This is a genomic window from Streptomyces sp. NPDC054834 (assembly GCF_053611185.1).
On record NZ_JBSGZV010000030.1, the window covers coordinates 21,783 to 48,234 of the forward strand.

Annotated in this window: 18 protein-coding genes; 14 read left to right on the forward strand and 4 right to left on the reverse strand. The window is 70.4% G+C overall.

Annotation, left to right across the window (positions count from 1 at the left end; genetic code table 11):
- The first annotated feature begins 606 nt into the window (after window positions 1-606).
- From ACWGJM_RS32110 to ACWGJM_RS32155, 10 genes are all read left to right on the forward strand, one after another.
- Window positions 607-1,539: a conjugal transfer protein gene (locus tag ACWGJM_RS32110; RefSeq protein ID WP_453415251.1), complete on the forward strand. Its 933-nt coding sequence runs from the start codon at window positions 607-609 to the stop codon at window positions 1,537-1,539.
- On the forward strand, window positions 1,536-1,877 hold the full coding sequence (locus tag ACWGJM_RS32115) for a hypothetical protein (protein WP_403323343.1): 342 nt from the start codon (window positions 1,536-1,538) through the stop codon (window positions 1,875-1,877). Before ACWGJM_RS32110 ends, ACWGJM_RS32115 begins: the two co-directional genes overlap by 4 nt.
- On the forward strand, window positions 1,874-2,452 hold the full coding sequence (locus tag ACWGJM_RS32120; protein WP_453415252.1) for a hypothetical protein: 579 nt from the start codon (window positions 1,874-1,876) through the stop codon (window positions 2,450-2,452). The genes ACWGJM_RS32115 and ACWGJM_RS32120 overlap by 4 nt, the downstream gene beginning before the upstream one ends.
- Window positions 2,449-5,133, forward strand: coding sequence for an ATP-binding protein (locus tag ACWGJM_RS32125; protein WP_453415253.1), 2,685 nt, complete (start codon window positions 2,449-2,451; stop codon window positions 5,131-5,133). Before ACWGJM_RS32120 ends, ACWGJM_RS32125 begins: the two co-directional genes overlap by 4 nt.
- Window positions 5,133-5,483 (forward strand): hypothetical protein, encoded by a 351-nt coding sequence (locus ACWGJM_RS32130; RefSeq protein WP_453415254.1) that lies wholly within the window; start codon window positions 5,133-5,135, stop codon window positions 5,481-5,483. The genes ACWGJM_RS32125 and ACWGJM_RS32130 overlap by 1 nt, the downstream gene beginning before the upstream one ends.
- A gap of 1 nt (window position 5,484) precedes the next feature.
- Complete coding sequence (locus ACWGJM_RS32135; protein ID WP_453415255.1) at window positions 5,485-8,247, forward strand: hypothetical protein; 2,763 nt, start codon at window positions 5,485-5,487, stop codon at window positions 8,245-8,247.
- Between the two features lie 35 nt (window positions 8,248-8,282).
- Window positions 8,283-9,395 carry a C40 family peptidase gene (locus ACWGJM_RS32140; RefSeq protein WP_453415256.1) on the forward strand — a complete coding sequence of 371 codons (1,113 nt, stop codon included), beginning with the start codon at window positions 8,283-8,285 and terminating at the stop codon, window positions 9,393-9,395.
- Complete coding sequence (locus ACWGJM_RS32145; protein WP_453415257.1) at window positions 9,392-10,102, forward strand: hypothetical protein; 711 nt, start codon at window positions 9,392-9,394, stop codon at window positions 10,100-10,102. Before ACWGJM_RS32140 ends, ACWGJM_RS32145 begins: the two co-directional genes overlap by 4 nt.
- 92 nt (window positions 10,103-10,194) lie before the next feature.
- The gene (locus ACWGJM_RS32150) at window positions 10,195-12,810 is read left to right on the forward strand and encodes an ATP/GTP-binding protein (RefSeq protein WP_453415301.1); all 2,616 of its coding nucleotides are present in this window, start codon (window positions 10,195-10,197) and stop codon (window positions 12,808-12,810) included.
- 524 nt (window positions 12,811-13,334) lie between these two features.
- Window positions 13,335-14,195, forward strand: a complete 861-nt coding sequence (locus ACWGJM_RS32155; protein ID WP_453415302.1) for a replication-relaxation family protein — start codon at window positions 13,335-13,337, stop codon at window positions 14,193-14,195.
- Between the two features lie 129 nt (window positions 14,196-14,324).
- Here the strand turns inward: ACWGJM_RS32155 and ACWGJM_RS32160 are convergent, their stop codons facing one another.
- Entirely contained in the window at window positions 14,325-14,870 is a 546-nt protein-coding gene (locus ACWGJM_RS32160) for an IS1096 element passenger TnpR family protein (protein WP_453415258.1), read from the reverse strand.
- 504 nt (window positions 14,871-15,374) lie between these two features.
- On the opposite strand from ACWGJM_RS32160, the gene ACWGJM_RS32165 reads away from it, so the two are divergent.
- The 3 genes from ACWGJM_RS32165 to ACWGJM_RS32175 all read left to right on the forward strand — a co-directional run bounded on the left by ACWGJM_RS32165 (window position 15,375) and on the right by ACWGJM_RS32175 (window position 19,309).
- Entirely contained in the window at window positions 15,375-15,602 is a 228-nt protein-coding gene (locus ACWGJM_RS32165) for a hypothetical protein (protein ID WP_453415259.1), read from the forward strand.
- Between the two features lie 168 nt (window positions 15,603-15,770).
- Window positions 15,771-16,379 (forward strand): hypothetical protein, encoded by a 609-nt coding sequence (locus tag ACWGJM_RS32170; RefSeq protein ID WP_453415260.1) that lies wholly within the window; start codon window positions 15,771-15,773, stop codon window positions 16,377-16,379.
- 8 nt (window positions 16,380-16,387) lie between these two features.
- Entirely contained in the window at window positions 16,388-19,309 is a 2,922-nt protein-coding gene (locus ACWGJM_RS32175; protein WP_453415261.1) for a bacterial transcriptional activator domain-containing protein, read from the forward strand.
- A gap of 406 nt (window positions 19,310-19,715) precedes the next feature.
- Here ACWGJM_RS32175 and ACWGJM_RS32180 read toward each other — a convergent pair whose 3' ends face one another.
- Together ACWGJM_RS32180 and ACWGJM_RS32185 are read right to left on the reverse strand one after the other, a co-directional pair.
- Window positions 19,716-20,639 carry a hypothetical protein gene (locus tag ACWGJM_RS32180; RefSeq protein ID WP_453415262.1) on the reverse strand — a complete coding sequence of 308 codons (924 nt, stop codon included), beginning with the start codon at window positions 20,637-20,639 and terminating at the stop codon, window positions 19,716-19,718.
- Between the two features lie 242 nt (window positions 20,640-20,881).
- Window positions 20,882-21,931 carry a hypothetical protein gene (locus ACWGJM_RS32185; protein WP_453415263.1) on the reverse strand — a complete coding sequence of 350 codons (1,050 nt, stop codon included), beginning with the start codon at window positions 21,929-21,931 and terminating at the stop codon, window positions 20,882-20,884.
- 446 nt (window positions 21,932-22,377) lie between these two features.
- On the opposite strand from ACWGJM_RS32185, the gene ACWGJM_RS32190 reads away from it, so the two are divergent.
- Entirely contained in the window at window positions 22,378-22,791 is a 414-nt protein-coding gene (locus ACWGJM_RS32190) for a helix-turn-helix domain-containing protein (RefSeq protein WP_453415264.1), read from the forward strand.
- A gap of 243 nt (window positions 22,792-23,034) precedes the next feature.
- Here the strand turns inward: ACWGJM_RS32190 and ACWGJM_RS32195 are convergent, their stop codons facing one another.
- The gene (locus tag ACWGJM_RS32195) at window positions 23,035-26,421 is read right to left on the reverse strand and encodes a HelD family protein (RefSeq protein ID WP_453415265.1); all 3,387 of its coding nucleotides are present in this window, start codon (window positions 26,419-26,421) and stop codon (window positions 23,035-23,037) included.
- Between the last annotated feature and the right edge of the window lie 31 nt (window positions 26,422-26,452).

Consider the following 26,452-nt stretch of genomic DNA (forward strand, 5'->3'; position numbering starts at 1 on the left):
GTTCCATGCCGTCAGCTCACCCGCCGACCCCGACCAGGCTGACGGCCACGAGCCCCGACCATCGGACACGATCCGGCAACGGAGCCGTCTAGCTGCCGTGGTCGGGCTCATGGTCGGGCCGACCACGGCGCCTTCAGCCCGGGCACTCAGTGATTGCGCAGCCGACTGCGCAGCACCGGACGGGCGTTGCGCAATCGGGCTGCGCAACCGGCCCGGGGATCCTGCGCAGTCGAGTTGTGCTGGGACCGCTGCGCAGTCCGGCCGAGCTTCCTGATCTTCTCTTGCGCAGGTCCGTCTGGCGCACTGCGCAGGTGTCTGTCGCGGCCCGGCCGACTTCCGTCTGCGCATCGGTGTCCGGGCCCTATAGCCGGGCGGCAGGTGATCGCACAGCGGTCGCCGGTCCGGAGAACAGCGCCGGACGCGATGGCCTGTCGCCGGCTCCCGGCTGACCCGTGGTCGGGGTCATGGTCGGGCCGACCATGACCCCGACCATGGACTTCGTGTCCCCATCGTGACCATGGTCGGGGGTTCGTGGTCGGTGGTCGGGTCGGGGTCGCCGGGTTTTCTCGAGGTCAGCAACATCCGTTCTGACCTGGGGGTTTGACCATGTCCCATGGCAAGCTGGGCTCACAGAGCGAGGTCGCTGCTCCGATGGCGGCCAGCGCCCGGCTGGAGGCGATGCGCCGCCGCGTACGCCTCTCACGCGTGGCGGTCTGGACCGTCATCGCGGCCGGCCCCATCGCCCTGTGCGTCGCCGTCGCCTCCACCCCGACCACGGTCGCGGCGGCCCCCGCGGCCAAGCCCACCGCCGTGCGCACCGCGACATCCGCCGCCGACCCGGGCGGCTATGCGCAGGTGTTCGTCGGCGCGTGGCTGCGCAGCGACGCGAACGACGAGACGAGTGCGCAGGCGCGGCTTGCGCACTCGATGGCGCCGGACGTCGAGCTGCCCGACCCGGCCGCCGATGCGCAATCGGCGCCGGGCTCCGTGACGGCGGTGCGCAGTGCGCAGCGCGGCGCCAGCGCGTGGTCGGTGACGGTGGCTGCGCAGTACGCCGACGGATCGGTGCGGTACTACGCCGTGCCGGTGGCCGCCGACAGCACGGGCTCCTCGCTCACGGTGACCGGTGCGCCCGGCGTGGTGGCCGGCCCGGCCCGGGCCGAGGTGAAGAAGTCGTCGTACGGCGTGAGCGTCCCGGAGGGGAATCTGTCGTCCGCCGTCGGGCAGTTCCTCGGCGCCTACCTGACGGGGGCTGGTGAGGTCGACCGCTACCTCGCGCCCGGCGTGCAGCTCACCGCCGTCTCCCCCGCCCCGTACTCGGCGGTCGCCGTCCAGGAGGTGTCTGCCGTCGAGGAGGCCGCGGCCGCCGAGCAGGTGCCGGCGGACGGCACGACAGTGCGGGTGCTCGCCTCGGTGGAAGCCCGGGACGCGACCGGCCGGTGGCCGCTGGCGTATGGGCTCACGCTCAAGGCCCGCTCGGGCCGGTGGGAAGTTGCCGCGCTGGAATCCGGGACTGCCCAGGACGGGGGTGCCCGATGAACACCGTGCACAGCCTGATGCTCGCCGGTCAGCTGGACGATCTTGGCAACTCGTGGATCAACATGTTCAAGGAGTGGGCGACGAAGGGGCTGCAGGCCGGTCTGATCTGCCTGGTCGTCGTCATCATGATCCAGAAATTCAGCCTCAAAGCGGGGATCGGTGCCCTGCTGCTGATGGTGATCGCGCTGGGTCTGTACAACTCGCGCAACGACCTGGCGAACATGTTCACCGACGAGGTGAAGAACCCGTCCAAGGGCGCGCCCGCCGCTCCTGGGGTTGTCCGTTCCGAACTCCCGGCCTCGCGTGACCACTCGCCGGGCGTCGGAGGCTGGCTGTGAGCGCGGCCGCCGCCCGGGTGGGCCGCTTCTACACCTCCGCCCGCCGCCACCCGTGGGTGCTGGGCAAGGTCGCGGACTGGAAGATCCCGCTCGGTCCGTACACGCCCGCGCAGATCGCGGTCGCCGTCGGCGGCGGTTTCCTTCTGGTCAAGACGATCGGCTGGTGGTCGTGGATGGGGCCGGTCCCCATCGCCGGGTGGGGCCTGGTCATCTGGATGGTGCGCCGGCCGAGGGTCCGGGGCCGTGCCCCGATGCAGGCCGCGTTGGGCTGGGTTCTGCTCGGCTGGCAGCCCCGCGGTGGGCGGATCGGTGGGCGGGCCGCCCGCGACCGCGCTGCGCACCCGCTGCTCGGCGGCTTCACCATCGAGGGCGCGCCCGCGCCCGTCCCCGCTGCGCAGGCCGCACCCTCCCGTGCGGTGCAGCGGCGTCCAGTCCGGGTGCGGCACCCGAGCCCGGCCACAGGCCGCGCGTCCGCACCCCGCCGCACACAGCCGGTTGCTCCCACAGTGGCAGCGGGGCCGGTGTCGGGTGTGCAGCAGCTGCTCGCGCTCGCCCAGCAAGGGGGTGCGCGGTGAGGGTTCCCATCCGTCACATCGCCGGGCACCTGGTGTGGTCGACGCAGGGCAGCGTGTGGGCCGTCTACCGCCTGCACCCTGGCCCGGACGCGCAAGGCCAGCGTGAGGAGACCGTCCAGGGCACCTACGTGCCCGCCGCCGTCCGCGACGAACAGCTGGCAAAGATCACCCACTTGGTGCGCTCGCTGTCCGGGGCCCCGCGCCTGTACGGCATGTGCGCCCAGGTCGACCCGGGCGAGATCGCCCTCAAGATGATCGAGGGCATCGAACCGGCCGAGCAGGCACCAGGTGCAGGCCGGCACCCGTGGGTGGAGAACGTCGAGGCCACCCTGGAACTGCTGGACGACCAGGAGATGCACCACCGCACGCTGTGGCTGGCCGTGCCCCTGCAGACCGAGACCGCGGGCCTTCAGGTGTCGGCGTCGCTCGGTGCGGCGTGGGCCGAGGTCGCGCCGATGCTGGGCATGCGGCCGGCGCCAGTGGCCCGGCGCGAGGTGAGCGCGTATCGCGAGCAGGCCTCCCGGGTTCAGGCCGCGCTCGCCGGCGGCATCGCTTTCCGCCCGGCCCGCCCGGCGGAGATCGTGTGGATGATCCAGCACGCCCTCCACCGCGGCCTCGCGGAACCCCTGCTCGCCGAAGCCGAGACCAGCGAGCTGTACGGCGGGCAGCTCCGTGACGGTGTGCTGCGCTCCCCCAGCTACGCCGACCTCGGCCAGGTCCGCCTGCAGGAAGGCGGCATCGACCCCGACGTCGACGACGTCGACGAGCTCAAAAGCGCGGGCCGGATCACGCGGTCAGGCCGCAAGGCCTGGTGGCGAGTGAACACCGGCTCGCCGCTCGGACGGCGCTGGCTGCAGGTCGAGTCCGACAACGGGGTGGGCTACCAAGCGCAGTTGGCGCTGGCCGAGTGCCCGCCCGCGGTCAGCCAGGACGCCGCCGATCTGTTCGCGCAGCTGGAAACCCTCGACTTTCCCGTCGACTACACCGTCGACCTCACGCTCGTGCCCGCAGAGAAGGCCCGCGACCAGGTACGGCGCAAGAAGAACGAACTCATCGACCAGGCCGACCAGTACGACGCCCGCCCCACCGGCATGCCCGCCTCGCTCACCGAGGCCGCCCGCGACCTGGGCGAGCTGGACGCCCGCCTGTCCCGTACGTCGGTCGAGGTCGAGGTGCAGTCCGTCACGGTGCTGACGGTGTGGGGGCCGACGGCGGCCGTCTGCGACGCCCGGGCCCGCGCGCTGGCCGCGCTGCTGGGCGGCGCCGACTACCGGGCGGTGCGCCCGGCCGGCCTGCAGGAGGCCCTGTTCACCCTGGGGCTGCCCGGCACGGTACGGCCGGGTGTCGTGCGGGAGTTCACCCAGCACCAGGTCTCCGAAGACTGGGCGCTGAGCGGGGCCTTCACCGCTGCGGAGGTCGGCGACCCCAACGGGATGTTCCTCGGCATCGACCTGGACTGCGGTACCACCCGCCCCGTGATGATCAACGTGGCGGATGCCCCCAAGGTCGACGCCTCGGCCTCGATGGGGATCGTCGGGGATCTCGGAGCGGGCAAGAGCGTGCTGCAGAAGCTGATCGCGGAGGCGGTGTGGGCGCGCGGCGGGTGCGCGATCTGCATCGACCGCACCCCCGTACGCGAGTGGGCCACCTTCGCCCGCACCGCGGCCAAGGGCCGCGTCCAGATCATCGACGCCGCCCAGGCCGAAGTGTCCATCGACCCGCTGCGCATGTTCGACGGGCCCGAGGGACGGCACTACGCCCTGTCGTACCTCACCCTGCAGCTCGGCATCGGTCCGATGAGCACCAGCGGCGAGGTCCTCCACCACGCCGTCGAGCAGGCCGCCCTCAGCGACGCCCCCTCCATGCACCGTGTCCTTGGGGTCCTCGAGGCTATGGCCACGAGCGAGGCGGGCAAGCGGCAGGACACGGCCGCCACCCTCGCCGGTCTCATCCGGGTCGTGGCCACCAACTCGCTGGCGGCGATGGTGTTCGACCCGACGCTGCCGCCGGTGCGGCTGGACGCCTCCAGCACCTCCGACATGATCGTGATCACCACGACCGGTCTGAAGCTGCCCCCCAAGCAGGCTTTCGACAAGCCGGAGGTGCTGCACCAGCAGCCGCTCGAGGCTTTGATCGGCCGCGCGGTGCTCTACCTGATCGCCGCAATCGCAAGGCAGACCGCCTTCGAGGACCCCGAGCGGTTCACCGCAGTCGTGCTTGACGAGCTGTACTGGCTGACCTCCTCCGCCGAGGGCACGGCCCTGGTCCACGAGATCCTCCACGACGGCCGCAAGCACGGCGCCGGGCTCCTGGCAGGCTCGCACGACGCCGAGGAACTCGGCCCCGACCGCGGCCTGATGGCCTACCGCGCGCTCGCCCGCACCGCCGACCGTGAGCGCGCGCGTCGAGGCCTTGAGTTCGTCGGGTTCGACCCGAACGACGGCGAGTTGCTGCGGCTGGTGACCACCGGCCTGTCCCCCGTCGGCCAGAAGGGCCGGGAGGGCGAGTTCCTGCTGACCTGCCCGCGGCAGAACACCGGCCGCATCAAGGTCTCCATCCCCCGCATCCCGCGCATCACCACCTCCATCACCACCACACCCGGACGCCGCACGAGCGCTGCCCCACCCCCCGTTCCTGCTGCCAGTGAGGCCGTGGATGCCCGTCGGGAGGAGCACGCCTGATGACCACTTCTTCCTGGGACCGCGCCCGGCGCGTCGCCGCGGCCGCGAGCGTCCTCACGGTTCTCGCCGTCGTCGTCGGCGCAGTCATCCTCGTTCTCGGGGTGGGTGTGCCGGACGCGTGGTGGCCGCACACCGGACAGGCCTTCGCCGCCAACACCCGCACTGCACACCAGGATCCCTGCACCGTGATCGTCGGCCCGGCGAAGGCGTACTGCGAGCGAGGCACCGCCACCGGCGCCGCTGAACGACGGGACGTGGCCGGTGCAGCGTGGAGGCTGGGGACCGCCGGTGCGGGTGCGGCTGCCCTGGTGGTGTGGCGGCTGCGGTCCGCTGGGCAAAGGCGGCGCTGACGTGTTCCGTCCAGACCGCGCGACCCTGCGTTCGGCCGGCTTCGTCGTGCTGCTCACCGGCGTGTTCCTCCTGGTGAACACCCAGGTCGTGTACGCGGCCGGAAGCAACAGCGAGACCGGAGACCTGCTCGCCCCGCTGAACATCACCTCGTCCGAGGGCGTGCCGATCGACGGGTACGACCTGAACGCCGAGGGCGGCTCCATCGTCGCCTTCAAGAGCCAGGCCCTGTCCTTCGCCCTTTCGGGGCTGTTCACGCTGATCCGGCTGCTGGTCGGGCTGGCGGGGTGGGCGATCGAGGTGGCCTTCCGGTTCCCGCTGCTGAAGCTCCTCACCCGCCCGGCGCAGAAGGTCGCCGACACCTACGACACCGTGGTCGTCGACACGCTCGGGCTGAAGGGGCTGCTGCTGGCTTGGGCGTTCGTGTTCGCCGGGTTCATGATCGTGCGGGGCCGGGTCGGCCGCGGTCTGGGCGAAATCTTCCTCACTCTGCTCATCGGGGCGATTGCTGCCTCGGCTCTCATCCGTCCCGACACCTTGCTGGCCCCGGACGGGCCGCTGGGTCAGTCCCAGCAGGTGGCTGCCGAGGTCGCCCAGGACAGCGTCAACTCCTACGACTGGGGCGGCAAGCTCGCCAGCTACGACCCATGTGCGGGCATGGCCGGCAACGCCGAGATCAAGTGCGAGGAGCGTGAAGGCGAGGGGCCGGTTTCCGCAACCGAGGTGGCCCGCCCCATCCAGGATTCGATCACCAACGCCCTGATCGTCAAGCCGTACATGCTGCTGCAGTACGGGCGCATCCTCGACCCCGCCAAGCATTCCGACCGCAAGGCCTACGCCGTCCACCTGAAGTGGATCACCGGCGGGTACATGCCCAGCTCGACCCCATCGGACAAGGCGAAGGACGCCTGCAGCAAGATCCACGGGCCGGCCAAGAAGTACTGCGAGCGCGACGTCGACGGGGCGCCGAGCGGCACGAGCGACGATCTCCCGGCGCTCACCCCCGGAGGCGAGCTCCTCGACACCCCCAACGCGATCGTCACCGACGAGGACCAGGCGTTCGCCGCGTTCCTCACCGACATGAAGAAAGCCGGACCCGTCGGCAAATCGTGTGCGGCCTACGCCGAGAAGCCCACGTGGTGGCGGGTCGGCGGTGCCTTCCTGCTGCTGATCGCCGCGCTGTTCATCTGCGGCATGCTGCTGTCCAGCGCCATCGTTCTCCTCGGCACCCAGGGCATCTGTGCCGCGGCCGCGGCCGCAGGCGGCATCACCTTCGTCGCGGGCATGCTGCCCGGGCCCGCACGCCAGTCGGTGTGGAAGTGGCTGTCCCTGTGGGGGATCGCGGTCCTGGCCGTGGTCGGGATCTGCGCGTTCATCCCGTTCTTCGGGATCGCCGTCGACGCGACCATCACCAATGGCCCCGACCTGATGGTCGAGCGGATCCTGCTCATCGACGTCCTCGCCATCGCCGGCGCGGCCGGACACCGCAGACTGCTGACCGGGATCGCTTCCTTCGGACGGCGCATGGCGATGCGGATGCGCTACGCCAAGGTCGGCGGCACCCACATGCCCGGCGACACCTCCGAACTCGGCGCTGCGCTCGCCATGAACTCCCCCGCAGCGATGGGCGGATACGGCGGCGGGCTGCGCGCCTTCGCCGGCGGGGGTGGCGGCAGGTTCGGGATGCTCGGCACCCGGCAGCGGTTGATGGGCGCGCTCACTTCCTTGTTCGACGGCGCGGGTATGCCGGTGGACACCGGCCGTGTCCTCTCCGACGCCACGGCCGAAGCCGGACGGGGTCTGGCCCCGCTCACCGCGGCGGCCGCCGTGGGCGGGCTGGGCGTACGGCTCGGCGCCAAGGGCGCCCACTGGCTGCTCATCGGGCGTCGCCCAGACAAGGAGCAGCTGGCCAAGTGGCGCAAGCCCACCGCCGACGGCGACCCGGGCGCGAGCGCGGGCGGACCGTGGGACGGCGGGCCGCAAGGCTCAGGCAGCGGGGGCCCGCGCAGGCCTGGCGGCCCGCCCGACCGCTACCGCAACGACGACGGCCAGATCGTCGACCGCGACACCGGGCAAGTGCTGCACGACCAGCACACCGACCGCACCCTGCTGTCGACCCGGGCCCACAACCGGCTGGTCCGTTTTCGCGGCTACCGCATCCTCAACCGGGGCGGCCGCGCCGCGTACGGGGCGACCGTCGGCCTGCCGGCAGGCATCCGCCGGGCCCGAGCTGGGGGCTCGCGCTACTCCCAGGACGCCCGCCAGCAGGTACGCGTGTGGGGCAACACAGTGCGCGAAGATGGGCGGGCCTGGGGCGACACAGGCCGTCACATCGCCCGTGTCCTGCAAGAGCACACCGACGACAGCGGCGGACCCGGTCCGTTCACCGGCCGTCGCCTGCCGACCCCGACATCACCGGGCGCGACCACCCGCCCGCCTACACCACCCCAACCCGGCAGGCCCGGCCACTCTTCGGGCGGTACGGCCCCGGCCCCAGCACGGACCGCGGCACCAGCCTCTGCAGGCACAGGCACAGGCACCGCAGCAGCGTCGCCTGCTCCGGCACCGTCCCCACGGCCGCACGGCGGTGCATCACGGCTTCCGGCCAGCAGCCGACCAGGACGGACCCCTCCCTCCGATGACGGTGGCGCGGAGGGTTCCGCCGGCACCGGCGACCAGGCCTGGATGCAGGAGCTGATGCGGCAGGCCGAAGTGCTGCGCGAGATGCGGGCACGGTGGCGGATCGAGGACGGTGAAGACGAATGAGGCCGCCTGGCCGCCGTGTGAGGCGGTGGGGATACGTGGTCGCGTTGTTGATGTTCACCGCCGTGTGCTGTGCCGCACCAGTAGGAAACGCGATCAGCGCGTACGTCGCACTGAAAACGGGTGCCCAGGATGACGGCGGGATCGCCGAGGGCGGCAGTGCCGCGGACATCCCGCCGCGCATGCTGACCGCCTACAAGAAGGCCGTCCAGCGGGTCGGGAAGTACGTGCCGAAGTGCCAGGGCATGCGCTGGCCGATCCTGGCCGGGATCGCCAAGGTCGAGTCCAACCACGCGGTGGGCCGCAACATCGCCGACAACGGCGACATCCGCCCAAAGATCTACGGGGTGCTCCTCAACGGCTCCGGCCAGGGCGGCAACACCACCGTCGTCCCCGACACCGACGGCGGCAAGTGGGACGGAACCTCTCAGGGGGAGCGTGCCGTCGGCCCCTTCCAGTTCCTGCCCTCCACGTGGGAGTCGATCGGCGAGGACGGCAACGGCGACAAGGTCGCCGACCCGCACAACGCCGACGACGCCGCGCTCGGCGCCGCGATCTACCTGTGCGGAAGCGGCCGTGACCTGACCAAGCGTGCCCAGCTGAAGGCCGCGATCCTGCAGTACAACCACTCGAACGAGTACCAATCGAACGTGCTGGGCTGGATCGACCAGTACACGGCGGCCGCCAAGGACCCGGATCTGAAGAACGTCTCGGGGAACGTCCGCACCGTCATCGAGGCCGCACTCTCCCAGCGCGGTGTCCCCTACTCGTGGGGCGGGGGCAACGCAAACGGCAAGTCGTACGGGATCTGCTGCTCACCCAGCGGCAAAAGCGGCGCGGACATCAAAGGCTTCGACTGCTCAGGGCTGACCACCTACGCCTACGCCCGGGCCGGCATCCGCCTGCCGCGCACCGCAGCCGCGCAATCTGGTGTCGGCCAGCACATCCCCGCCAGCCTCGGCACCGGCGCCCTCAAACCGGGCGACCTCGTCTTCTACGCCTACGCCCCCGGACACGATTCCACGATCTACCACGTCGGGATCTACGTGGGTGGCGGCCAAATGATCAACGCCGCCCGGCCCGGCACCGTCGTACGCCTCGACGCCGTCGATGCCATGTCCGGCTACGCGGGAGGAGCCCGACCGCTATGAGCACACCACCCCGAATCCCCGGACCACCCCGGCTGCTGCTGACGGTCACCGTCGTGCTCGCCGTGACCGGGACGATCCTGCTGGCCCAGCCGGGCGGCCGCGGCACTGCGGCGCCGCCAGGCGGCGCCAGCTCGCCCGCCGCCTCCGCACCGCCCGCGACCTCGACGGTGGCATCGCCCAGCGCGGCACGTACGGTATCCAGCAGCACCGCTGGCGCCGCGGCCCGCACGGCTGCTGCCGCGACCGGGGCTGCGGCCGTGCCGGCCTCCCCCACCACGTCGGCTGCCGCTTCCACGTCGGCGCCGGTGCTGCCGCCCCACGGCGAGGGCACAGCAGGCGACCATGCCATCCAGGCAGCGCTGGAGACGGCTTGGCCGGCCGACCTACCCGCTCGCGACGCGCAGCAGCTGCTCGATCAAGGCCGGGCGCTGCTGCGCGCGGACGCCACCGGGATGGGCCGTGAGCGGTGGCCGGCCGTCTTCCCCGATGTGGGGCGGGGCCTGGCCCCGGCGTTCGCCCGGGCGGGCTTCCGTTTGCAGGCCGCGATCGCCCGCCGGGACGGCGCCGGTGACCGGGCGGTGGTGCACCTGGTGTGGGCAGGCTGCGACCGCGCAGGCACCTGTACCGACGGCCGCATCACCGACTGGCATTTCACCCGCACGTCGCAGAAGGGAGCCTCGGCGTGGATACCGCAGCCACCCGCCTGACCGGTCCTACCGGGCCAGCGGCCTTAGGTCGCGTCGTGGCCGGGCAGTTCACCTCCGGGCACGTCCCGCCTGGGCCCCTGGGGCCCGGGCAGATGGGGTTCGGGCCGGTGGGGTCGGGGCAGCTGGCGTTGGGGCAGGTGCTGGGTGTGGTGGCCGGCATCGTCCGTGTCCTGGCCTGGATGGTCGCCAACTGGTACTTGCTCGCTGCGGCGGTGGTGGCCGTGTGTGCGGTCGGCGAGTGGCTGGTGCGGCGCCTGGCCGTCAAGGCCTCCGCCCAGCGGATGGCCCTCGAGCTCATCCCGGCTCGGCACTTCAATCCCAGCGCCGAGGAGATCTTCCGCCGCGGTGTGCAGCTAGCCCGGGCCTCCACCAGCATGCCCTGGTGGGCGCCGCGCCGGTCCAAAACCGTGCAAATCCGGCTGCGCGCGGACGGGTCCAGCCCGCTGCAGTACCGCATCGAAGGACCTGCCGGTGCTGAACGTCTGCTGTCCATCACCCCGTTCGGACACCAGGTCGCCGTTCAGCGGGCCCGGCCGATCACCGACACACCGCGGGCGCACATGGTGCGGGCGGAGTTCCTCCTGCGCGGCAAACCCACCGCACCGCTGCGCGAACTGCCCCTGGACCCCGATCCCCTCCAGCCGCTCATCGACGCCGTCTGCGACCTGCAAGCCGACCTCGGGGACCTCGCCGAACTCCGCCTGGACATCCAGCGCGCCCCGAAATGGGTACTGCGCGCCACACGCCTGCACTTGCTGGCCCAGGCGCGCCGCACGGAGCGGCGCGAAGCCCAACGGGCCGCCCGCTTCCTACGCCAGGACGCCCAGGGCGTCGAAGACTCCGTGATCTGGCAGCTTGGGCAGCTCCTGAGCGGCCGGCGCCCAGCGTCCGAGCCGCGCCGCCTGCTCGCGCCACCCGCCCCGCGCCGCGTCGAGGCGCGGGAGGCGCTGGGCAAACTCGCCGAGGACGACCACCTCGTGCGCGTGCAGCTGCTGGTGCTGTGCGCCTCGAACACTGAAGGCCGCCCGCAGGCCCGCCTGGCGCAGATCCAGGCCGCACTCGATGTGTTCGGTGGCCGCGCGCGGTGGGCGATGCGCGGCTTAAGGATCGGCCCCTGGCGGATCGGCGCGGACCGCTGGCCCAGCCGCCGCGGCTTCGAACGGCGCTGGCGGCACGGCCACTGCCGGCCACCCCGGGCGAACTGGGTCCGCCTGGAAGAACTCACCGGCCTGCTCAAACCGCCCACCATCAACTGCCGGCTGCCCCTGCTTCCTGCCGAGGTGCCCACTTTCCGTTTCGGGGATGCCGAGCTGCTGCTGCAAGGCAGTTACCGCCACCCGGACGGCCGCCGGCGCCTGCTCGCCACCTACGCGAAGGAAACCCTCTTCGAGGTCGGCGTGGGCAAAGCAGGCGGCGGCAAAACCGAACGCGCCCTCGCCCAGGCCATCGCCTACGCCCACGCCGGCGGCGGGCTGCTCTTCCTCGACCCGCACCGCGACTCCTGGCCGCGCGCCCTGCCCTTCCTCGCCCACGACCAGCTCATGCAGCGCATCGCGCTGATCGACCTCAATGCCTACGGCCCCCACCCCAGGGTGAGCTCCTGGAATCCGCTGGGCATGCACCACGGCCAGGCGGCGCACGAGGTCGTCGAAGCCACCGCGGACGCCTTCGCCAGCGCGCTCGGCTGGGACGACGCCACAGCACCCCGCGCCCTGACCATCCTCACCCACGCCGCCACCGTCCTCGCCGCCGTCAACGAGACCGTCTGCCAGGCCGGACACCCGGAAAGCCAGGCCACCATCTTCCACATCCGCGCCCTGCTCGCCGACCCCGAATTCCGCACGGCCGCGCTCCATGGCGTTCAAGACCGGCTGGATGACGAGACACGCTCCTGGTGGCAGACCGTCTTCCCCTCCCTGCCCGTGGACGCCTTCCACGTCGTCCTCAACCCCCTCGCCCGCCTCGCCGCCAACCCCACTACCCGCGCCTTCCTCGGCCAAGGCGACGGCATCTACTCCATCCGCGCCGCCATGGACTCGAAGATGATCGTGTGGGTGTGCCCGGGCGGGAACGGGCCCACCGACCGCCTCCTCACCGCCCTGTTGGCCCGCGACCTGCTCCGCGCCGTCCGCTCACGCCGCGACACCCCCGAGCACCAACGCGTGCCCTTCCGCGCCTACTTCGACGAACTGATCACCCTCACCGGAGCGGCCCCGGAAACCATCGCCGCCATGTTCGAAGACTTCCGCAAATACAAAGTGCACGTCCACGGCATGACCCAACTGCTGGGCCGCCTGCCCGGCCCGGTGCGGCTGTCGCTGGTGCAGAACGCCTCCACCCTCGCCACCACCGCCGGCTCCCCCGCCGCGATCGCCCCCATCACCGCCGAATGGGGCGACATCGTAGGCCCCGACCAGGTCGCCGCCCTCGACCGCTACCAGCACTACCTGTCCCTCACCGTCGACGGCCGCCGCACCGCACCGGTCAAAATCACCGGCGTCCACCTCGACGACACCTTCGCCCACCACGCCCGCCCCCAGCAGGCACACGCCCTCGAACAAGCCGCCCTCGCCAACGCCCACGCCCAGCCCCTGGCCCACCTCACCCGCCGCGCCGCCGAACAGCAAAGCCACGTACAGGAATTCCTCACCCAGCACACCACCACCGCCACACCCGCCACCCGACTCGACAAAAGGGACTACCAATGACCACCCACACCCCCACCAGCCCCGGCAGCCAGACCGCCCACTTACCCACCACAAGCCCTCCCGCCGCCAGCAGCCCACCCGGACACCCGGCCACGAGCAATCCCCGGACCCGCGGCCTTCCTGTCCACGGCAACCTGACCGGCACCCCCACCGCCGGCACCTCCACCAACAGCTCCCCTGACAGCCCCTCCCCCGCCCGCAGTCCCGCTGCCGTCGGCAGCATCCCGAGCACCAGCCCGGCCACCGGCGGCCCTTCACACCGCATCCCGACCCCCGGCATGGCCAGCGACACAACTGCCGCCAGCCACAAGAGCTGCTCTGCTGGCAACAGCCCACGCGCCGATGCCACACACACCACCAGCAGTCACAGCGGTGACGCCCCCATCAGCAGCTTGCCCACCGGCAAGGTGCCCGCCGACAGCAGGCACCGTGGGGACGCGCGTGCGAACCGTTCTCCTGACCGCAACCCCACCACGGCCTGCGACGGCCGGGCGGCGGGGCGTTCCCGGTATGCGGTCAGTCCGGTGGAGCCGCTGCCGCATCAGCTCATGTGCGCCCTCGCCCAGCACCGGATCGCCACCCTCAGCCAACTGCAGATCATGCTACGGCCCCACGCCACCCGGCACACCGTCTCCGCCCCGCTCAACGACCTGCGCGACAAATGCCTGGTCGACTTCACCGTCCTGCCCCAGTCCGGACGCACCCGCGCCTGGTACCTCACCGGTGAAGGCGCCCGCCTCATCCGCGACCACCCCGCCCTGCGCGGCCGTCCCCCCTACCCCATCACCTCCACCACCGCCGCCTCCCTGAAAACCCCCCACACCCTCACCGTCGTCCGCACCCACCTGGCCTTCACCCTCGACGCACGCCGCCGCGGCGACGAACACGGCTACCTGGACTGGACCCCCGAAGTCACCCACCCCATCGGCGAGAGTGGCCGCCTCACCGCCGACGCGCTCCTGCACTACACCCTCACCAGCTCGGAGCAGCGCACCAAACTCCGCGCGTTCGTCGAAGTCGACCGCGCGACCATGGCCAGCGAACGCCTGGCATCGAAACTGATCGAATACGCGCGGCTGTGGGCTCACGAACCCCCACCCCGCCACCGCCCGCGCCAGAGCGCGGGCGCGCACCCGACGTGGCTGCGCTGGTACCCCGTCTTCCCCCGCATCCTGTTCATCCTGACCGGGGCCTCCCGCACCGTCCTCACCCACCGGATCAGCGACCTGCAGGCCATGACCGGCCAACACCCCCACGTGAGCGCCCTCGCCCGCTACGTCCCCCTCGCCGCCACCACCCTCGAAGACCTCGAACAACACGCACCTTCTGCTGCCGTATGGGTGCCCCTGGCAGGCGGCCAGCCGAAACCCTGGACCGAACTGTGAGCTGCCGGGCTCGGAGGGGTCCGCGCCTGTCAGCCCGCTGCCGAAGCCGGCCGCAGGTGGCTACCTGGCCTGCCTTGGGCAGGCCCGTTCCAGGCTCGGTCAACCAGCAACGCCGCTGTGCAGTCCCTGTCAGCCTCGCCGTCCGTCGCCCCACCAGGGAAGGAGTGGAGGCAGGTCGCCAAGCCCCCGGGGCGGGCGCTTGGGCACGGGCGACTCCTCGTCATCCCCGTCCCAGCGGCGGCCGTACTGGTCGGGAAGACTCCCCCACCCCCAGTACGGCAGAGGAACAGACGGCATCTCGCCCAACTCCTCCAGCGGATCAACGCGTCGCTCGCCCACCGAGCACAGATGCGCCCAGCCGTCTCCCATGTCGAAAACGTAAGCGAATTGCTCGCCGGCCCGAAGCCCGGCAAGCGTGGTGGAGAAGCCATCCAAAGTGCCCTCCGGAGCCTCACCGTCCCACCACTGAAGCGGGCTTACACCCCTGTGGTCAGCCAGCGTGAACATGTGCAGGTGAGCTAAGTCCCAGCGGCCGAAAGCACGATCGATGGCTTCCGCGAGCTGAGCGAAGGAATGCGTCCGCGCCGCAGCGAAGATCCGGCCCGGACGAGGCCAGAAGTCCACCCCACGCCCCGAGACCAGCTCCACACGAATGGACAACCACGACCGTGCCACTGCTCACCCGCCCCTACAGCACGCGCCCAACCCCAACCACGACAAAGATTACTGAAAGTCACCAGCAGGGAAGAATCCACCAGCATGTACGCGAGGGAGCCTCCCGGAGCCCTCCGGCACGGACCCGTTCCAGCGCCCTGCTGGAGGTCGTACCCGACGATGCCCGCCATGGCCGCCCGCTCGGGAAAGCCCCCTCAAGCAGCCGCAGCGGCCCCGCCTCAGCGACAGACGCCGCGCGAGCACGGAGAGCGCAAGCCGGTCCGCATCATCCAGCCCGCTCGCCTGCAGAGGCTGGTAGGCGTCGTGCAGACGGATCCGCAAGACTCACGTGCGCAGCAGGAAGCCGCACGCAGCGGTGCCGCACCGGCCCGGCTGACACTCCACACACTCCGTCAAGTCCCCCAAACCCCTTGAGATTTGCTGACGCGAATGTTTACTGTTGACTCGTGGGTATGCGTGAACCTGCCAACTCGGCACCTGTAACAGCCCAGTAGAGGACTTGCAATGAACCACTTCAGCACGGCCGTTCACACAGTCGAAGAATTATCTGGCCACGACTGGCCCGCCGGCACCCAGGCCGTCACCCGCCTCGACGACGCCTGGGTCCTCAACGCCGCCGGCGACTTCGACGCAGACGACCTGGATCTCGTACGCCGCCAATTCCCCCACCACCGCGTCACCCTCGACGGCGACGTCATCACCATCTGGCCCCGCCCCGCCGCTCAGCGATGAGCGGCCGCCGTATCCGCCCACGCGGACAGCGGCCCCGCCCCAACCTCACCCACACAGCAGCCGACCACGCCCTCGCCCGTAAGCCGCATCCCCGATGCGCTCCCTGCGGCCCCGCCGCACGGCCGCCACACCACCGCAGCGCGATCACGCAGGAAGGAAGCCACCGTCATGGCCACCTGGCCCCCCGCCACGCCAGGCACACGACGCGCCGTCCTCGCCACCGCAACCGCCCTGCTGCTCGCCATCGCCGCCTGCACCAGCAGCCGTCAGCCCGGCACCCACACCCTCGCCGACACGCCAAACACCCATGCGCCGCAGTCCGCCCGTGCATCCGTGGCCGCCGGCAGTTCCGCACCCCGCGCGCAAGGCCGGCGGACGGGCAAGCCCCTCGCCGTCCTCAACGGCCAGCACCACATGCAACTGACCCTCACCTCAGCCCGCCGGGAATCCACCGTCTGCACCGTCCGCGGAATGCTGAAAAACAACGGCCCCAGTCTCCTCGTCATCCCCGCCGAACTACGCGGCAACGAAACCGCCGTCCTCAAAAACGGCCCCTCCCTCGCCGGGGCCACCCTCACCGACTTCCACGCCGGCAAGCGCTACTACGTCCTGCGCGACACCGACGCCCGCCCCCTGACCACCACCGGCCTCGCCCAGCTCAACCCCAAAGAGAGCGTCGCCGTCTTCATGCAATTCCCCGCCCCACCCGCCACCACCACAAACGTGGACTTCGAACTGCCCCTGTTCCCCGCCGCCACCCTCCCGCTCACGAAATGAGCGGCCGCATGCCAATGTCCCCCGCCCGGATCCGCCGCGCGGCCTGGCTGCTCGTCCTGCCCGCCCTCGCCGCGCTGCTCGCCGCAGCAGCACTCCACCTCACCCACCCCACCGCCAGCACAGCCTGCGCCTGCCGTCACGGCATGAGCAACGCGCTAAACAGCCAGGGCGTGGACGGCGTGCAGACCCGCAGTACGGTCGGCCCCTCGCCCTCGCTCGCCCTGCGCCCCGGCGCAACCCTCGCCAACCCGAAAATCCTCACCCTCCACACCACAGCCCCCGGCCTGCGCCAAGCCGTCCAAAACCTCAGCGACCCCCCGACCGACGGCAAGCAGACCAGCGGCAAAGAATCACAGGGTGCGGGCAGCCACCCGCACACACCGCACTCCAGCCGCGGACAGGAAACCGGACCGGCCACCGCCACACCCAGCAGCCACAACAGCGCTGCCCCGCACCAGCACGGCGAGGCAAGCCCCACGACACCCCCCAGCGCCAGCGCCTTCCCACCCGCACCACAGGCCTCCTCGCACGGCACCCCCGACGCCTCCCCTTCCCGGACGCCCACGCAGGCACCGCGCTCCGCGCACCGAACGCTTTGGCCGCTGGGCGTGCACGAGATCCTGGGACTGGCGGCACTGCTGGGCGCCGCCTGCACCACGGTCCTGGCCGTATATCGCCTACACCGACGCCGCCAGCAGCACCACACCCCCAGCGCCGGCGATGCATCGCACCAGCAGCAGACGAACGCAGGCGGGGAGCAGGCGAACACAGGCGAAACGCAGGCGAGCGCGGCTGCCGCAAGCGGCAGCACCGACCGCCTCGACCGGGCTCTGCGCACCCTCGCCCACCACACCACACACCACAACGACGAGCTGCCCGCCCTGCGCGGCGCCCGCATCAGCAGCCTCGTGGAAGTCCTGCCGGACCAGGCCGCAACCCCGCCACCGGCACCCTTCACCATCGGCAAGGACGGGTGGTTGACACTGCCCGCGGACGCCGACCTCCTCGAAGAGGAGCAGGCCCGTCACGTCCCGGCGCCCTACCCGGCCCTGACCACCATCGGCACCGCAGCCGACGGCGCCCTGGTGCTGCTCAACCTGGACCGGATACCAGCTCTGTTACTCACGGGCGACGCAGAGCACATCAGGCAGGTGTGCACCGCGCTCGCCCTTGAGACCGTTATCAGCCCCTGGTCAGCCGGCCTCCGCCTCACCATCACCGGCTTCGGTGACACCCTTCCCACCCTGCTCCCAGCCGACCGCATCAGCCACCACCCCACACCCGACCAGGCCCTGCACCACCTCACCGAACAACTCCTCGAAGCACACCAACAACCCGACACCCCACCCCAGCCACACCTGCTCATATCCGCTGCCGCCCTGGACACCGACACCGCCCGACAACTCGCCGGCCTCCAGCAAGCAGCCCACCCCCACACCCTCACCCTCATCGCCGCCGCACCCAAACTGCACGAGCACTCCCCCCGAGCCGAAGTCCTCGACGCCGGCCGCACCACCCAACAACCCCTCACCCTGCTCGACACCGACATCACCCTCCAACGCCTCACCACCGCCGCCTACCAGCAGATCACCCACACCCTCACCCCAGATCCCCAGCCCGTGCAGGCGCAGCAGGAGCCCGACGATGAGATGGAGGAAGCAGCAAAGGCGTACGTCAGAGCGGGAACGGAGGCGGCAGCCAGCAGGAACGTGCAAAGGCTCGCAGACCAGCCCACGCCCGCCACACCGCCCGGCACCGGCAGCCAGCACGAACGAGAACAGGAAAGGGAACGGGCAGGAGAAGAGGACGCCAGCCAGGGCTCCAGCACGGCAGCCGGCGCTACACCGCCCGCCGCCGTACACGCAGACGACGAACCAGGCGCGTTCCCCGCCCTCCTGGCCGCCTACGCCGCCACCCCATCCCGCGCGACACCCACCACGCCTGCACGCCGGGGCCGCAGCCACGCGAGCGGAGACCACACGGCCGCGCCGACGCCGGTGGAAGCGAAGACAGGCCATGCGCAACAAGGGGCCGGTTCGCAGCCGCCGCAAGATCCGGCCAGGCCATCACCAGCCGCGCAGTGGCCCATTGCCGCGGGCACCAGCCGCACTTCAGGCAGCCAGGGCCCATACCCGCAGCACACCCCCACCACGCACGGCACTGCCCCGGCGCCGGATCCGCGGGCGCCGCAGATCCGCGTCCTCGGACCGGTCGAGGTCGACGGCGTCCCCCACACCGGCCACGGCCCCCGCACCGCCCAACTCGCCGCGCTCATCTACTTCCGCCCCCACCGCACCGCCGACGCCCTATGCACCGACATGGACCCCGAAAACCCCTGGACCACCACCACCCTCAACGCCCGCCTCCACCAACTCCGCCGCGCCCTCGGCACCACCCCCGACGGCCAGCCTTACGTCCCCCGCCGCCGCAACGCCGACGACCCCTACGACCTGCACCCCCAAATCCGCTGCGACTACACCCACTTTCACCACCTCACGACCCGCGCACTCCCCCAAGGACCAGCAGGTCTCACCGACCTCGAGCAAGCGCTCCAACTCGTCCGCGGCCGCCCCTTCGGCACCCGACCCCCAGCCTGGGCCGAACCACACCAGCAAACGATCCTCACCGAGATCACCGAAGTCGCCGACACCATCGCCGCCCTGCGCACCCCACCCGGTCCCCACCACGACCTGACCAAAGCCCGATGGGCCATCGCCACCGCACTCGACACCGACAACACGGTCGAAGCCCTCTACCGGGCATGGATGAGAATCGAACACACAGCCGGAAACCGATCCGGGCTGCACACCGCCATCACCCGCATCCAACACATCAACGCCACCCTCAACACACCCCTCGAGGAGGAAACCGAACACCTCATCAACGAGCTGCTGAACACACCCAGCCCGACCCGGGGCACCCACTCATGACCCGCATCACCACACCAGCCCACCCCGCGCACGTGCGCGCACCCCACCCGGGCCGGAACGCCCCACCCACTCGCGCCGTGCTGGAAGTTGGCGCAGGCCATCTCGGCGGTGTCGAAGATCGAGATAGAGGCGAGAAGGATCAGGTAGACGAACGGGGAGTACGCGGGGCGACGGCCTGGCGTTCCCGGAGCGCGTCCGGGGTAGACCTTGTCTGCCACGTCGTACAGGTCAGGGTTGGCGACGAGAAGTTCCAGACGCTCCAGCGCGGGGAGGGGCCGGGCAGAAGGGCCGGGAGGTTCGGGACGGCTGAAGCTGAAGACGTCCTGGGGTGTCGGGCCCATGACGTAGTCCGGCTTCTTCTTGGTCCTGGGCTTGGAGACGGCGGGGCGTCGTTTCGGCGTCCCCATCAGGCCCCCTTCCCTGATGGTCGCCATTCGTAGCCGGCGAGTTTGGCGGCGCGGTCCAGCGAGGAGAGCCCGAGGCGCAGCGCGACATCCGCGATCTGACCGGTCTCCGAGTGGATCTTCGCAGCGAGCCAACTGGAGACGTCCCGCGGTGTGGCGGACCGGCCTTCCGGGGCGATTCCGCTGGCGCGTACGACCTCGCCGAAGGCCGTGCACACACTGGACTGCAGTTGGTTTGCGGGGGCGAGACCGTTCGTGGTGAGCGTTTCGGGGCGGTCGCAGCTCGCCTGGTGCTGGACATACTCGACGCGCAGGCGGAGGACCTCCCGGCTCCACGGATCCTCGAGCGGGCAATAACGGGCGGTGATCCGGGCAGCGCCCACCGCCCAGACCCGGGAGTTGTCGAGATCCAGATCGGTGGTGGCGGTCAGGCCGATTTCGCCGGTGTGGAGACCGGACAGGAGCAGCCCGAGTACGGCGGCGTGCCTGGTTTGCGGCATCCCTCGCTCGGCGTAGAAGCGGAGTCGGTCGACGTCGGTGTCGGTCAGGGTGCCGGTGGGCCGCGGTTGCGATCGCGGAATCGGCGGGAGGTCCAAGAGCGGTGCTCGGGTGGTCAGTCCCAGTCTCCGGGCCTCCGCGAACAAGGCGTCGACCGACGAGCGGCGAACCCGGCGGGTACTGTCCGCCGGCCAGGGGACCAACCGGCCCTGACGGTCGTGCCCGGGCGCGTCAATGAAGGCTTGGGCAAGGGTGTCGGTGACGTCATCGAGGCGTTCGAAGCCGAGCGCCAGAGTGAACCGCAGAAGCCTTTCCGAGTTGGTGATGTAGGAGTCCGCCGTCTGTGCGCTGAGTGTCCCGCGCGCGACCTTCTCCTGCCACTGCCGGGCGGCCTGGCGTAGGGCCGCCCGCAGAGTGACGCTACGCACGGCCGCCTCCTCGCGGGCCGAGCCGACTTCCAGGGTGCGTGGGTGTGAGCTGGGGAATCATCGAAACGCATGGGGTACGGCGCGTTGGCGCGCTACCGTGACTGGTGGCTCTCGCTCTGCGTGAGGGCACGCCAAAGCCCCCCTTTCTCGCGGTTGGCGCCGCGATGAGGCTTACGGGGTGACGGTGGCGGGTCCGGAGAGGCGTGATCCTTTGGCCGGGAAGCGCATCTCCGGACCCGAACTCATGATTGGGGCGTCGACTGGCGGCTCCTCATCGACGGGATGAATGCGGACATCTCCCTGCTGGACGCGTAGACGGCGAGCCAGGTCTTCAAGCTCACTCGCCCGAGGTCCGACAGATGCAGGGGCTGATCGAGTTCGACTGTCGGAGCACCCGTGTCGGCCCGGGCGCAAGCGCGTGCGTCGGCGAGGATGCTCAGGACACCGTGGAGTTGTTCGTGCAATTTCGCGGCTTCGTCCGGTGTCATGTAGCGCACGTACTTGAGCCAGAGCGGGTCGGTCAGGAGCTGGGCCGGGTCGTCGTCGTAAACGGGGACAGTGGCGTCGTCGTCCACATCCCCGGCGCCGGGGGAAGTCTGGGCCTGCTCCGCATCGTCGTCCCGCTCGCCAGGACGTTCCTCCGCTTGAGCGTGCTTCTCGCCCTGAGCGTGCGACGAGCTGTCGCTTCGCGAGGTGACTGCGCGGCCTCCACGTCCTGGTTCCTCATCGCCCGGCCGGCGGTCGGACGATCCCCCAGGGGAACGGGGTGCCGCGTCTTCATACCAGCGCACGAACCCGTCGGGCTCCTCGATCAGGAGGCCGGACAAGATCATCAACTCCATGAGCTTGTCGACCGACTGGCGGTGCGTTGCGCCGCCCCCGGCGAGGCTCATGAAGCGGGCGTGCACTCCGTCGCGCAGTCCAGGGCCCTGGGTGAGCCTGTTCCGCGCGCTCTTGGTGAACCATGTCTGATTCCATGCCTTGCGCAGTGCGGCCTTGCCGAGCTCGGCGTCCTTCGCCCATGCCTCTGCCACCCGAGTCGCCGAGAGCGTGGCGAGGTACATGCCCCTGCCGGGAGCGTCCGTGACGAGCCCGCAGTACTTGAAGAAGGCCATCGTGAGTCCGATGCGCCCAGCATTCAGACCGAGCTTCGCCTTGACGTCGTGAACCGAGAACGGCTGAGGCAGGACGCCGATCGTGCAGGCGATGGCGATCTGTTCCGACGCGACCACCCGGTACGTGGGCAATTCCCGCAACGGTGCGGTCGTCGCTGTTGATCGCTGACTCGGCATCGCCCCTCCTGTGGCCTCTGCGCACAGACGGGCGCCTGGGCAGCGTAGGGCAGGGCGGTGCAGTGATGCAGAGGAATTGACCACATTGCAGTGCAGAGCAACGCGCGGCCCCCGCACGGGGATTGGCTCAGGGGTGACCCCTTGGTGGCTGACGCGACAGCGAACGTGCACCGAGAGGCGTGAATCCCGCAGGTAGGTGGCCTGACGAGGGCTGGGCGTGGTGGTTGCCTGGTCGCGTCGGCAAGTCATGCGAGCCGCTCCGTGGCGGTCCTGCAGAGGCTTTTGCACAGCAGGGGCCCCAGGGGCCATCCCGAGTGGATCGTTGCACCGTTCGCTGTTCGGCTCCATGCGCGTCTTCCCGAGAAATCACACTCCGTTACTTGCTATACAAGTAGCATGCGGGGCCTTGGGGCGCATCCGGGGTGCGCCTCGGTCACACTTGTGCGGTGCCTGGAGGAATCAGACGTGCCAAGAAGCCGAGCAGTTTCGTCATCGACGGCGACTGGCCGCACGCCATGATGGAGCCGCATCGAGGGGCTCTCGTCGCGCAGGCAATGGCCCGCAAGCTTGCTGATGCGATGGCGGAGCGGGGAATCAGCGCCAATGCCCTCGCGAAGATGAGCGGTGTCAACCGACAGGTCATCGCCAACGTGCTCAACGGCACCGTCTGGCCTGACGTGCTGACGGTCGTGGATCTAGAGGGTGCGCTGGGCGTCTTGCTCTGGCCCGACCACACGCAGTGGAAGATCCCTGAGCCGGGTCATCCCGGCGATCGTGTCGCACCAGACGGAGAAGCTGCCGGGCCGAGCCGCAAAATCACCGGCCCGGAGGGGCGCTCCCGCGGCGGAGCCTCGCTCTAAGTTCGCGGACGCTGGTGTGCACCGGAGCATGCAGGTGCTGGGGACGCGCGTGCCAGAAACAGCCTTGGACGAATACCACGGTCCGCCATCTGGCGAAGGTCCAACTCCTGCACTGCTGAATTCGTCACCGGCCTGCACCGCGCGCGAGATGGACTTGGCTCCCTCTTCTGCGGAGCGCACCGTCCTGCGGGCGCCCGAGGACCGCACGGGCGAGCGCGGGAAGATCCACCTTCCGCCGTAAGGTCACGGCCGGCCGGGGCCCAGGGCGGATTCCGCATCTTGGCCGCCCCAGCCGTCGGGGGTGCGCCAGAGGACGTGGACGCCGAAGACTGCGTGCAAGGTGTCGGCCGACCAATTCTCGGCAGGCGGTTCGGACAGGACGAGGTAGAGGCGGTCGGCGGCAGCGGGCAGCGTGTGGTTGACCTCCAGAAGGCGGGTGGCGCCCGCGCGGAGGTCGGCGTAGCTGGAGTGGCCGGCTCCGAGAACCTCGTAGAGGAAGTGGCCGTCGTCAGCGACGCGGCTGACGTCGATGACCGGAGACTCGGTCGGCTGCAGGTCTGCCCAGAGCAGGTCCGCCATCAGGGTGTGGCGCACCGCCTCGTGCTTCTTGCACGTGCGGTCGGCGGCCGCCTCGGTCTCCAGCGCGTCCAGAAGACCCTTCGCGGGCGTTGCAGGCGTAGTGGACATGTCTTCGACGGGTGTCATGGGCTCGGCCTTCTCCTGCACGTGCTGCTGGATGGTTGAGGCGGGTGCAGTCTCGGTTTCCGCTTCGAGCGAGGCACTCAGGCGGCCTCGCAGTGTCTCGCGGGCTTCGAGCAGGGGCTCGGCCCAACCGGCGCGTGCCAACTCCTCCTGGAGTCGGTTCACGTCCAGCTTGTCGTCCTTGACCGCGCGGTTGGTGTTCGCCGCGAGGTCGCGCAGGAGGCTCAGGCGGTGCTTGTCCGGGGATCCGAGCACCCGTCGCACGTCCACCCAGTCAGCCTGGTCGCGGCGGAGGACGCGGTTGGCCATGCCCTTGAGCTCGGAGAGACGTTCGCGGGCGTTCTCCGGAACAGTGCCGTCACCACTGGTCAGCTCATCCAGAACGTCGAGCGCCGCCACGTAGCGTTCGGCCATCCTGGGCGAGATGGGCTGGCGTCCGCGCTGATCTGCGATGAGCAGACAGTGGTTCCTCTCGTGGGCGAACACCCAGCAGTCCAGTTCCTGGTCGGGACGTGGGGGAACCGAGCCGTGGCGGACAGTCAGTACCAATGGTGCTTCGACTGCGGGAGACAGGGCTTTGACCCGGTAGCGGCCGCCCGGCCCCGGGCCGAGCACTCGGACGCGGATGTCGGTACCGATCTCGGGGACGTCGCCGTCTGCTGTCTCTGGCCCGGCTTGGACGTGTGCAGGCTCGGTGGTGTCGTCGGTGTTCGTGAGAGCCTCCGGGAGCGGAGAAGTGTGCAGGACGGTCAGGCTCTGCGTGCTGCGGGTGAGGGCGACGTAGAGCTGGCGCAGGCCGGCCGGGCCGCGGTTCGCGATCGTGGCGGGTTCGACGACGAGGACGTGGTCGTATTCCATGCCCTTGGCCTGGGCGGCGGCCAGGACGGACACGGCCTCACGCCGTTGGTCGGTCATGCCGGTGGCCCGATCGAGGTGGCGGCTGATCTCTTCGAGCCAGCCGGAGTCGTCGGGGACGATGACGGCCACGGAGCGCAAAGTGTTGCCATCGCTGGTGCCGAGGAGGCGGGTGGCTTGGGCGACGGTGTCGTCGAGTAGCTTCCACGGCTCCGTCGCCAGCGTCCGGACGGCGTCCTCGCCGACTTCGCGTACGGCCTGCGGGTAGGGCAGCGCGGGGGCGATCGTGCGGGCCAGGGGCGCGACGTATTCCATGATTTCCGCGGGTACGCGGTAGCTGGTGTTCAGCTCTGCCACCCGCCAGTCGCCGTGGTCGGAGAGGAGGGTGCCGAGCCGGTCCCAGTCGGTGTAGGCGTGGGGGCCCGTGGCTTGGGCGAGGTCGCCGAGGACGGTCATGGAGCCGTTCACCGCGGAGCGTCTGCGTAGGGAGCGGGCCTGCATGGGCGTCAGGTCCTGGGCCTCGTCGACGACGATGTGCCCGTAGCGTTGCGGGGTCTCCCCGGTGATGAGGTACCGCAGTTCTTCGAGGCAGACTTGGTCGTCGAGGGTCCAAGGGTCGTCGTCGGCCTTGTCAGCCCTGGGGCGGTGCAGGGCTGCCTGTTCCTCGGCATCGAGGATGCCGTCGGCGCAGGTGCGCAGCAGTTCTTGGGAATCGTAGAGGCTCCGGAGGGCCTCCCTGGCGCCCGGCGACTGCCAGACGCGTTCGATCAGGCGCTCGACTTGGCGGTTGCGTTCCAGGTCGCGGCGGATCGTGTCGCCGCGGCTGCGCCGCGGGGCGACTGCGACGAGTTCCTGCAGCAGGCGGTCGACGAGCAGGCTACGGAAGCGGTCCCGGCGCTCACGGTAGGAGCCGTCGCCGTCGCGCACTTCTTCCAGCAGGACGAGTACCTCGGAGCGCGGGATACGAAGGGTGGAGCTGCCAGCGGTGACGGTGAGTTCTGGTTCGGCGTCCTTGTAAGAGGGCGTGGTGGTGAACTCGTCGATCGCCTCGGGGTGGCATTCCTGCTCAACGCGCCGACGCAGGACGGCCGCCATGCGTTCGTCGGACTTGACGAGTCGCGCCTGCGGTGTGTCGATCCCCAGTACCTCGCCGTCCCAGAGGCGGGTCACCTGCACTGCGTTGATGTTTCGGGTACCGAGAGTGGGCAGTACTTGACTCACGTACTCGAGGAACCGCTGGTGGGGACCGACGACGAGGATGTCCTGTGCTTTGAAGTGCTTGTTGTTGACGAGCCATGTCACTCGGTGCAAGCCGACCGCGGACTTGCCGGTACCCGGCCCTCCCTGCACGACGAGGATGTCGGCGGGGGAGCCGGTGACCAGGGCCATCTGGTCGCGACGGATGGTTTCGACGATGTCCCGCATGCCGCCCCTGCGGGAGCGCTGGAGCTCCCGCAGCAGGAAGTCATCGGGTGACTGGGGCTTTTGACGATGGAGACGGGCGACATCCGCGGGAGTGAGGACCGGCGGCCGCGCCGTCCCCGACTGCTGTACGACGTCGGCGGTGTCTGCCGCCGCAGCCTGCGGATCTGCGTCGTCCGCCGCCGGTCGCGGGGCCGGGACGGCGACGGAGATCTCGTCGACGTAGTCTTCGACCACGCGCTGCGAGCAGCGAAGCTGTCGCCGCAGGAGGACCTCGTCGGGCGCGTCGGGCAGGGCCTCAGACCACTTCCGGGCCTGTTCGGTGGTCCACAGCACGACGACGGTGTCGCGGGTGCTGACGTCGGAAACGGCACGCCGGCCGATGTACCAGGTTTCGGGCTTCCCGTCGGGCCCGTCCTGAACATCTACGCGGCTGACGACCAGCGAAGCGTTGCCGAGACCGCCGTACGCCGCGGCTTTTTCTTCGGCATCGATCCGGTTGGCGACGCTGTCCTTGCCACTGGCGGAGGCCGAGGCGACCGACCCGCCAGTCAGTTCGGCCAGCCGCTCGGCGTAGCAGTCGTAGGCGCGGTCCACCGCCTTCTGCTCCACGGCGATGATCTCGCCGCGTGTGGTGGTGCTCACGTGCATCCCCTCCCCTGCGGCACCCAGAGAGGTGCCG

What these genes read in the sequence shown, in the direction of transcription:
- ACWGJM_RS32110 (WP_453415251.1), top strand. Translation starts at nt 607, where the DNA reads ATGTCCCATGGCAAGCTGGGCTCACAGAGCGAGGTCGCTGCTCCGATG.
- ACWGJM_RS32115 (WP_403323343.1), top strand. Translation starts at nt 1,536, where the DNA reads ATGAACACCGTGCACAGCCTGATGCTCGCCGGTCAGCTGGACGATCTT.
- ACWGJM_RS32130 (WP_453415254.1), top strand. Translation starts at nt 5,133, where the DNA reads ATGACCACTTCTTCCTGGGACCGCGCCCGGCGCGTCGCCGCGGCCGCG.
- ACWGJM_RS32145 (WP_453415257.1), top strand. Translation starts at nt 9,392, where the DNA reads ATGAGCACACCACCCCGAATCCCCGGACCACCCCGGCTGCTGCTGACG.
- ACWGJM_RS32150 (WP_453415301.1), top strand. Translation starts at nt 10,195, where the DNA reads ATGGGGTTCGGGCCGGTGGGGTCGGGGCAGCTGGCGTTGGGGCAGGTG.
- ACWGJM_RS32165 (WP_453415259.1), top strand. Translation starts at nt 15,375, where the DNA reads ATGAACCACTTCAGCACGGCCGTTCACACAGTCGAAGAATTATCTGGC.
- ACWGJM_RS32170 (WP_453415260.1), top strand. Translation starts at nt 15,771, where the DNA reads ATGGCCACCTGGCCCCCCGCCACGCCAGGCACACGACGCGCCGTCCTC.
- ACWGJM_RS32175 (WP_453415261.1), top strand. Translation starts at nt 16,388, where the DNA reads ATGCCAATGTCCCCCGCCCGGATCCGCCGCGCGGCCTGGCTGCTCGTC.
- ACWGJM_RS32185 (WP_453415263.1), bottom strand. Translation starts at nt 21,931, where the DNA reads ATGCCGAGTCAGCGATCAACAGCGACGACCGCACCGTTGCGGGAATTG.
- ACWGJM_RS32195 (WP_453415265.1), bottom strand. Translation starts at nt 26,421, where the DNA reads ATGCACGTGAGCACCACCACACGCGGCGAGATCATCGCCGTGGAGCAG.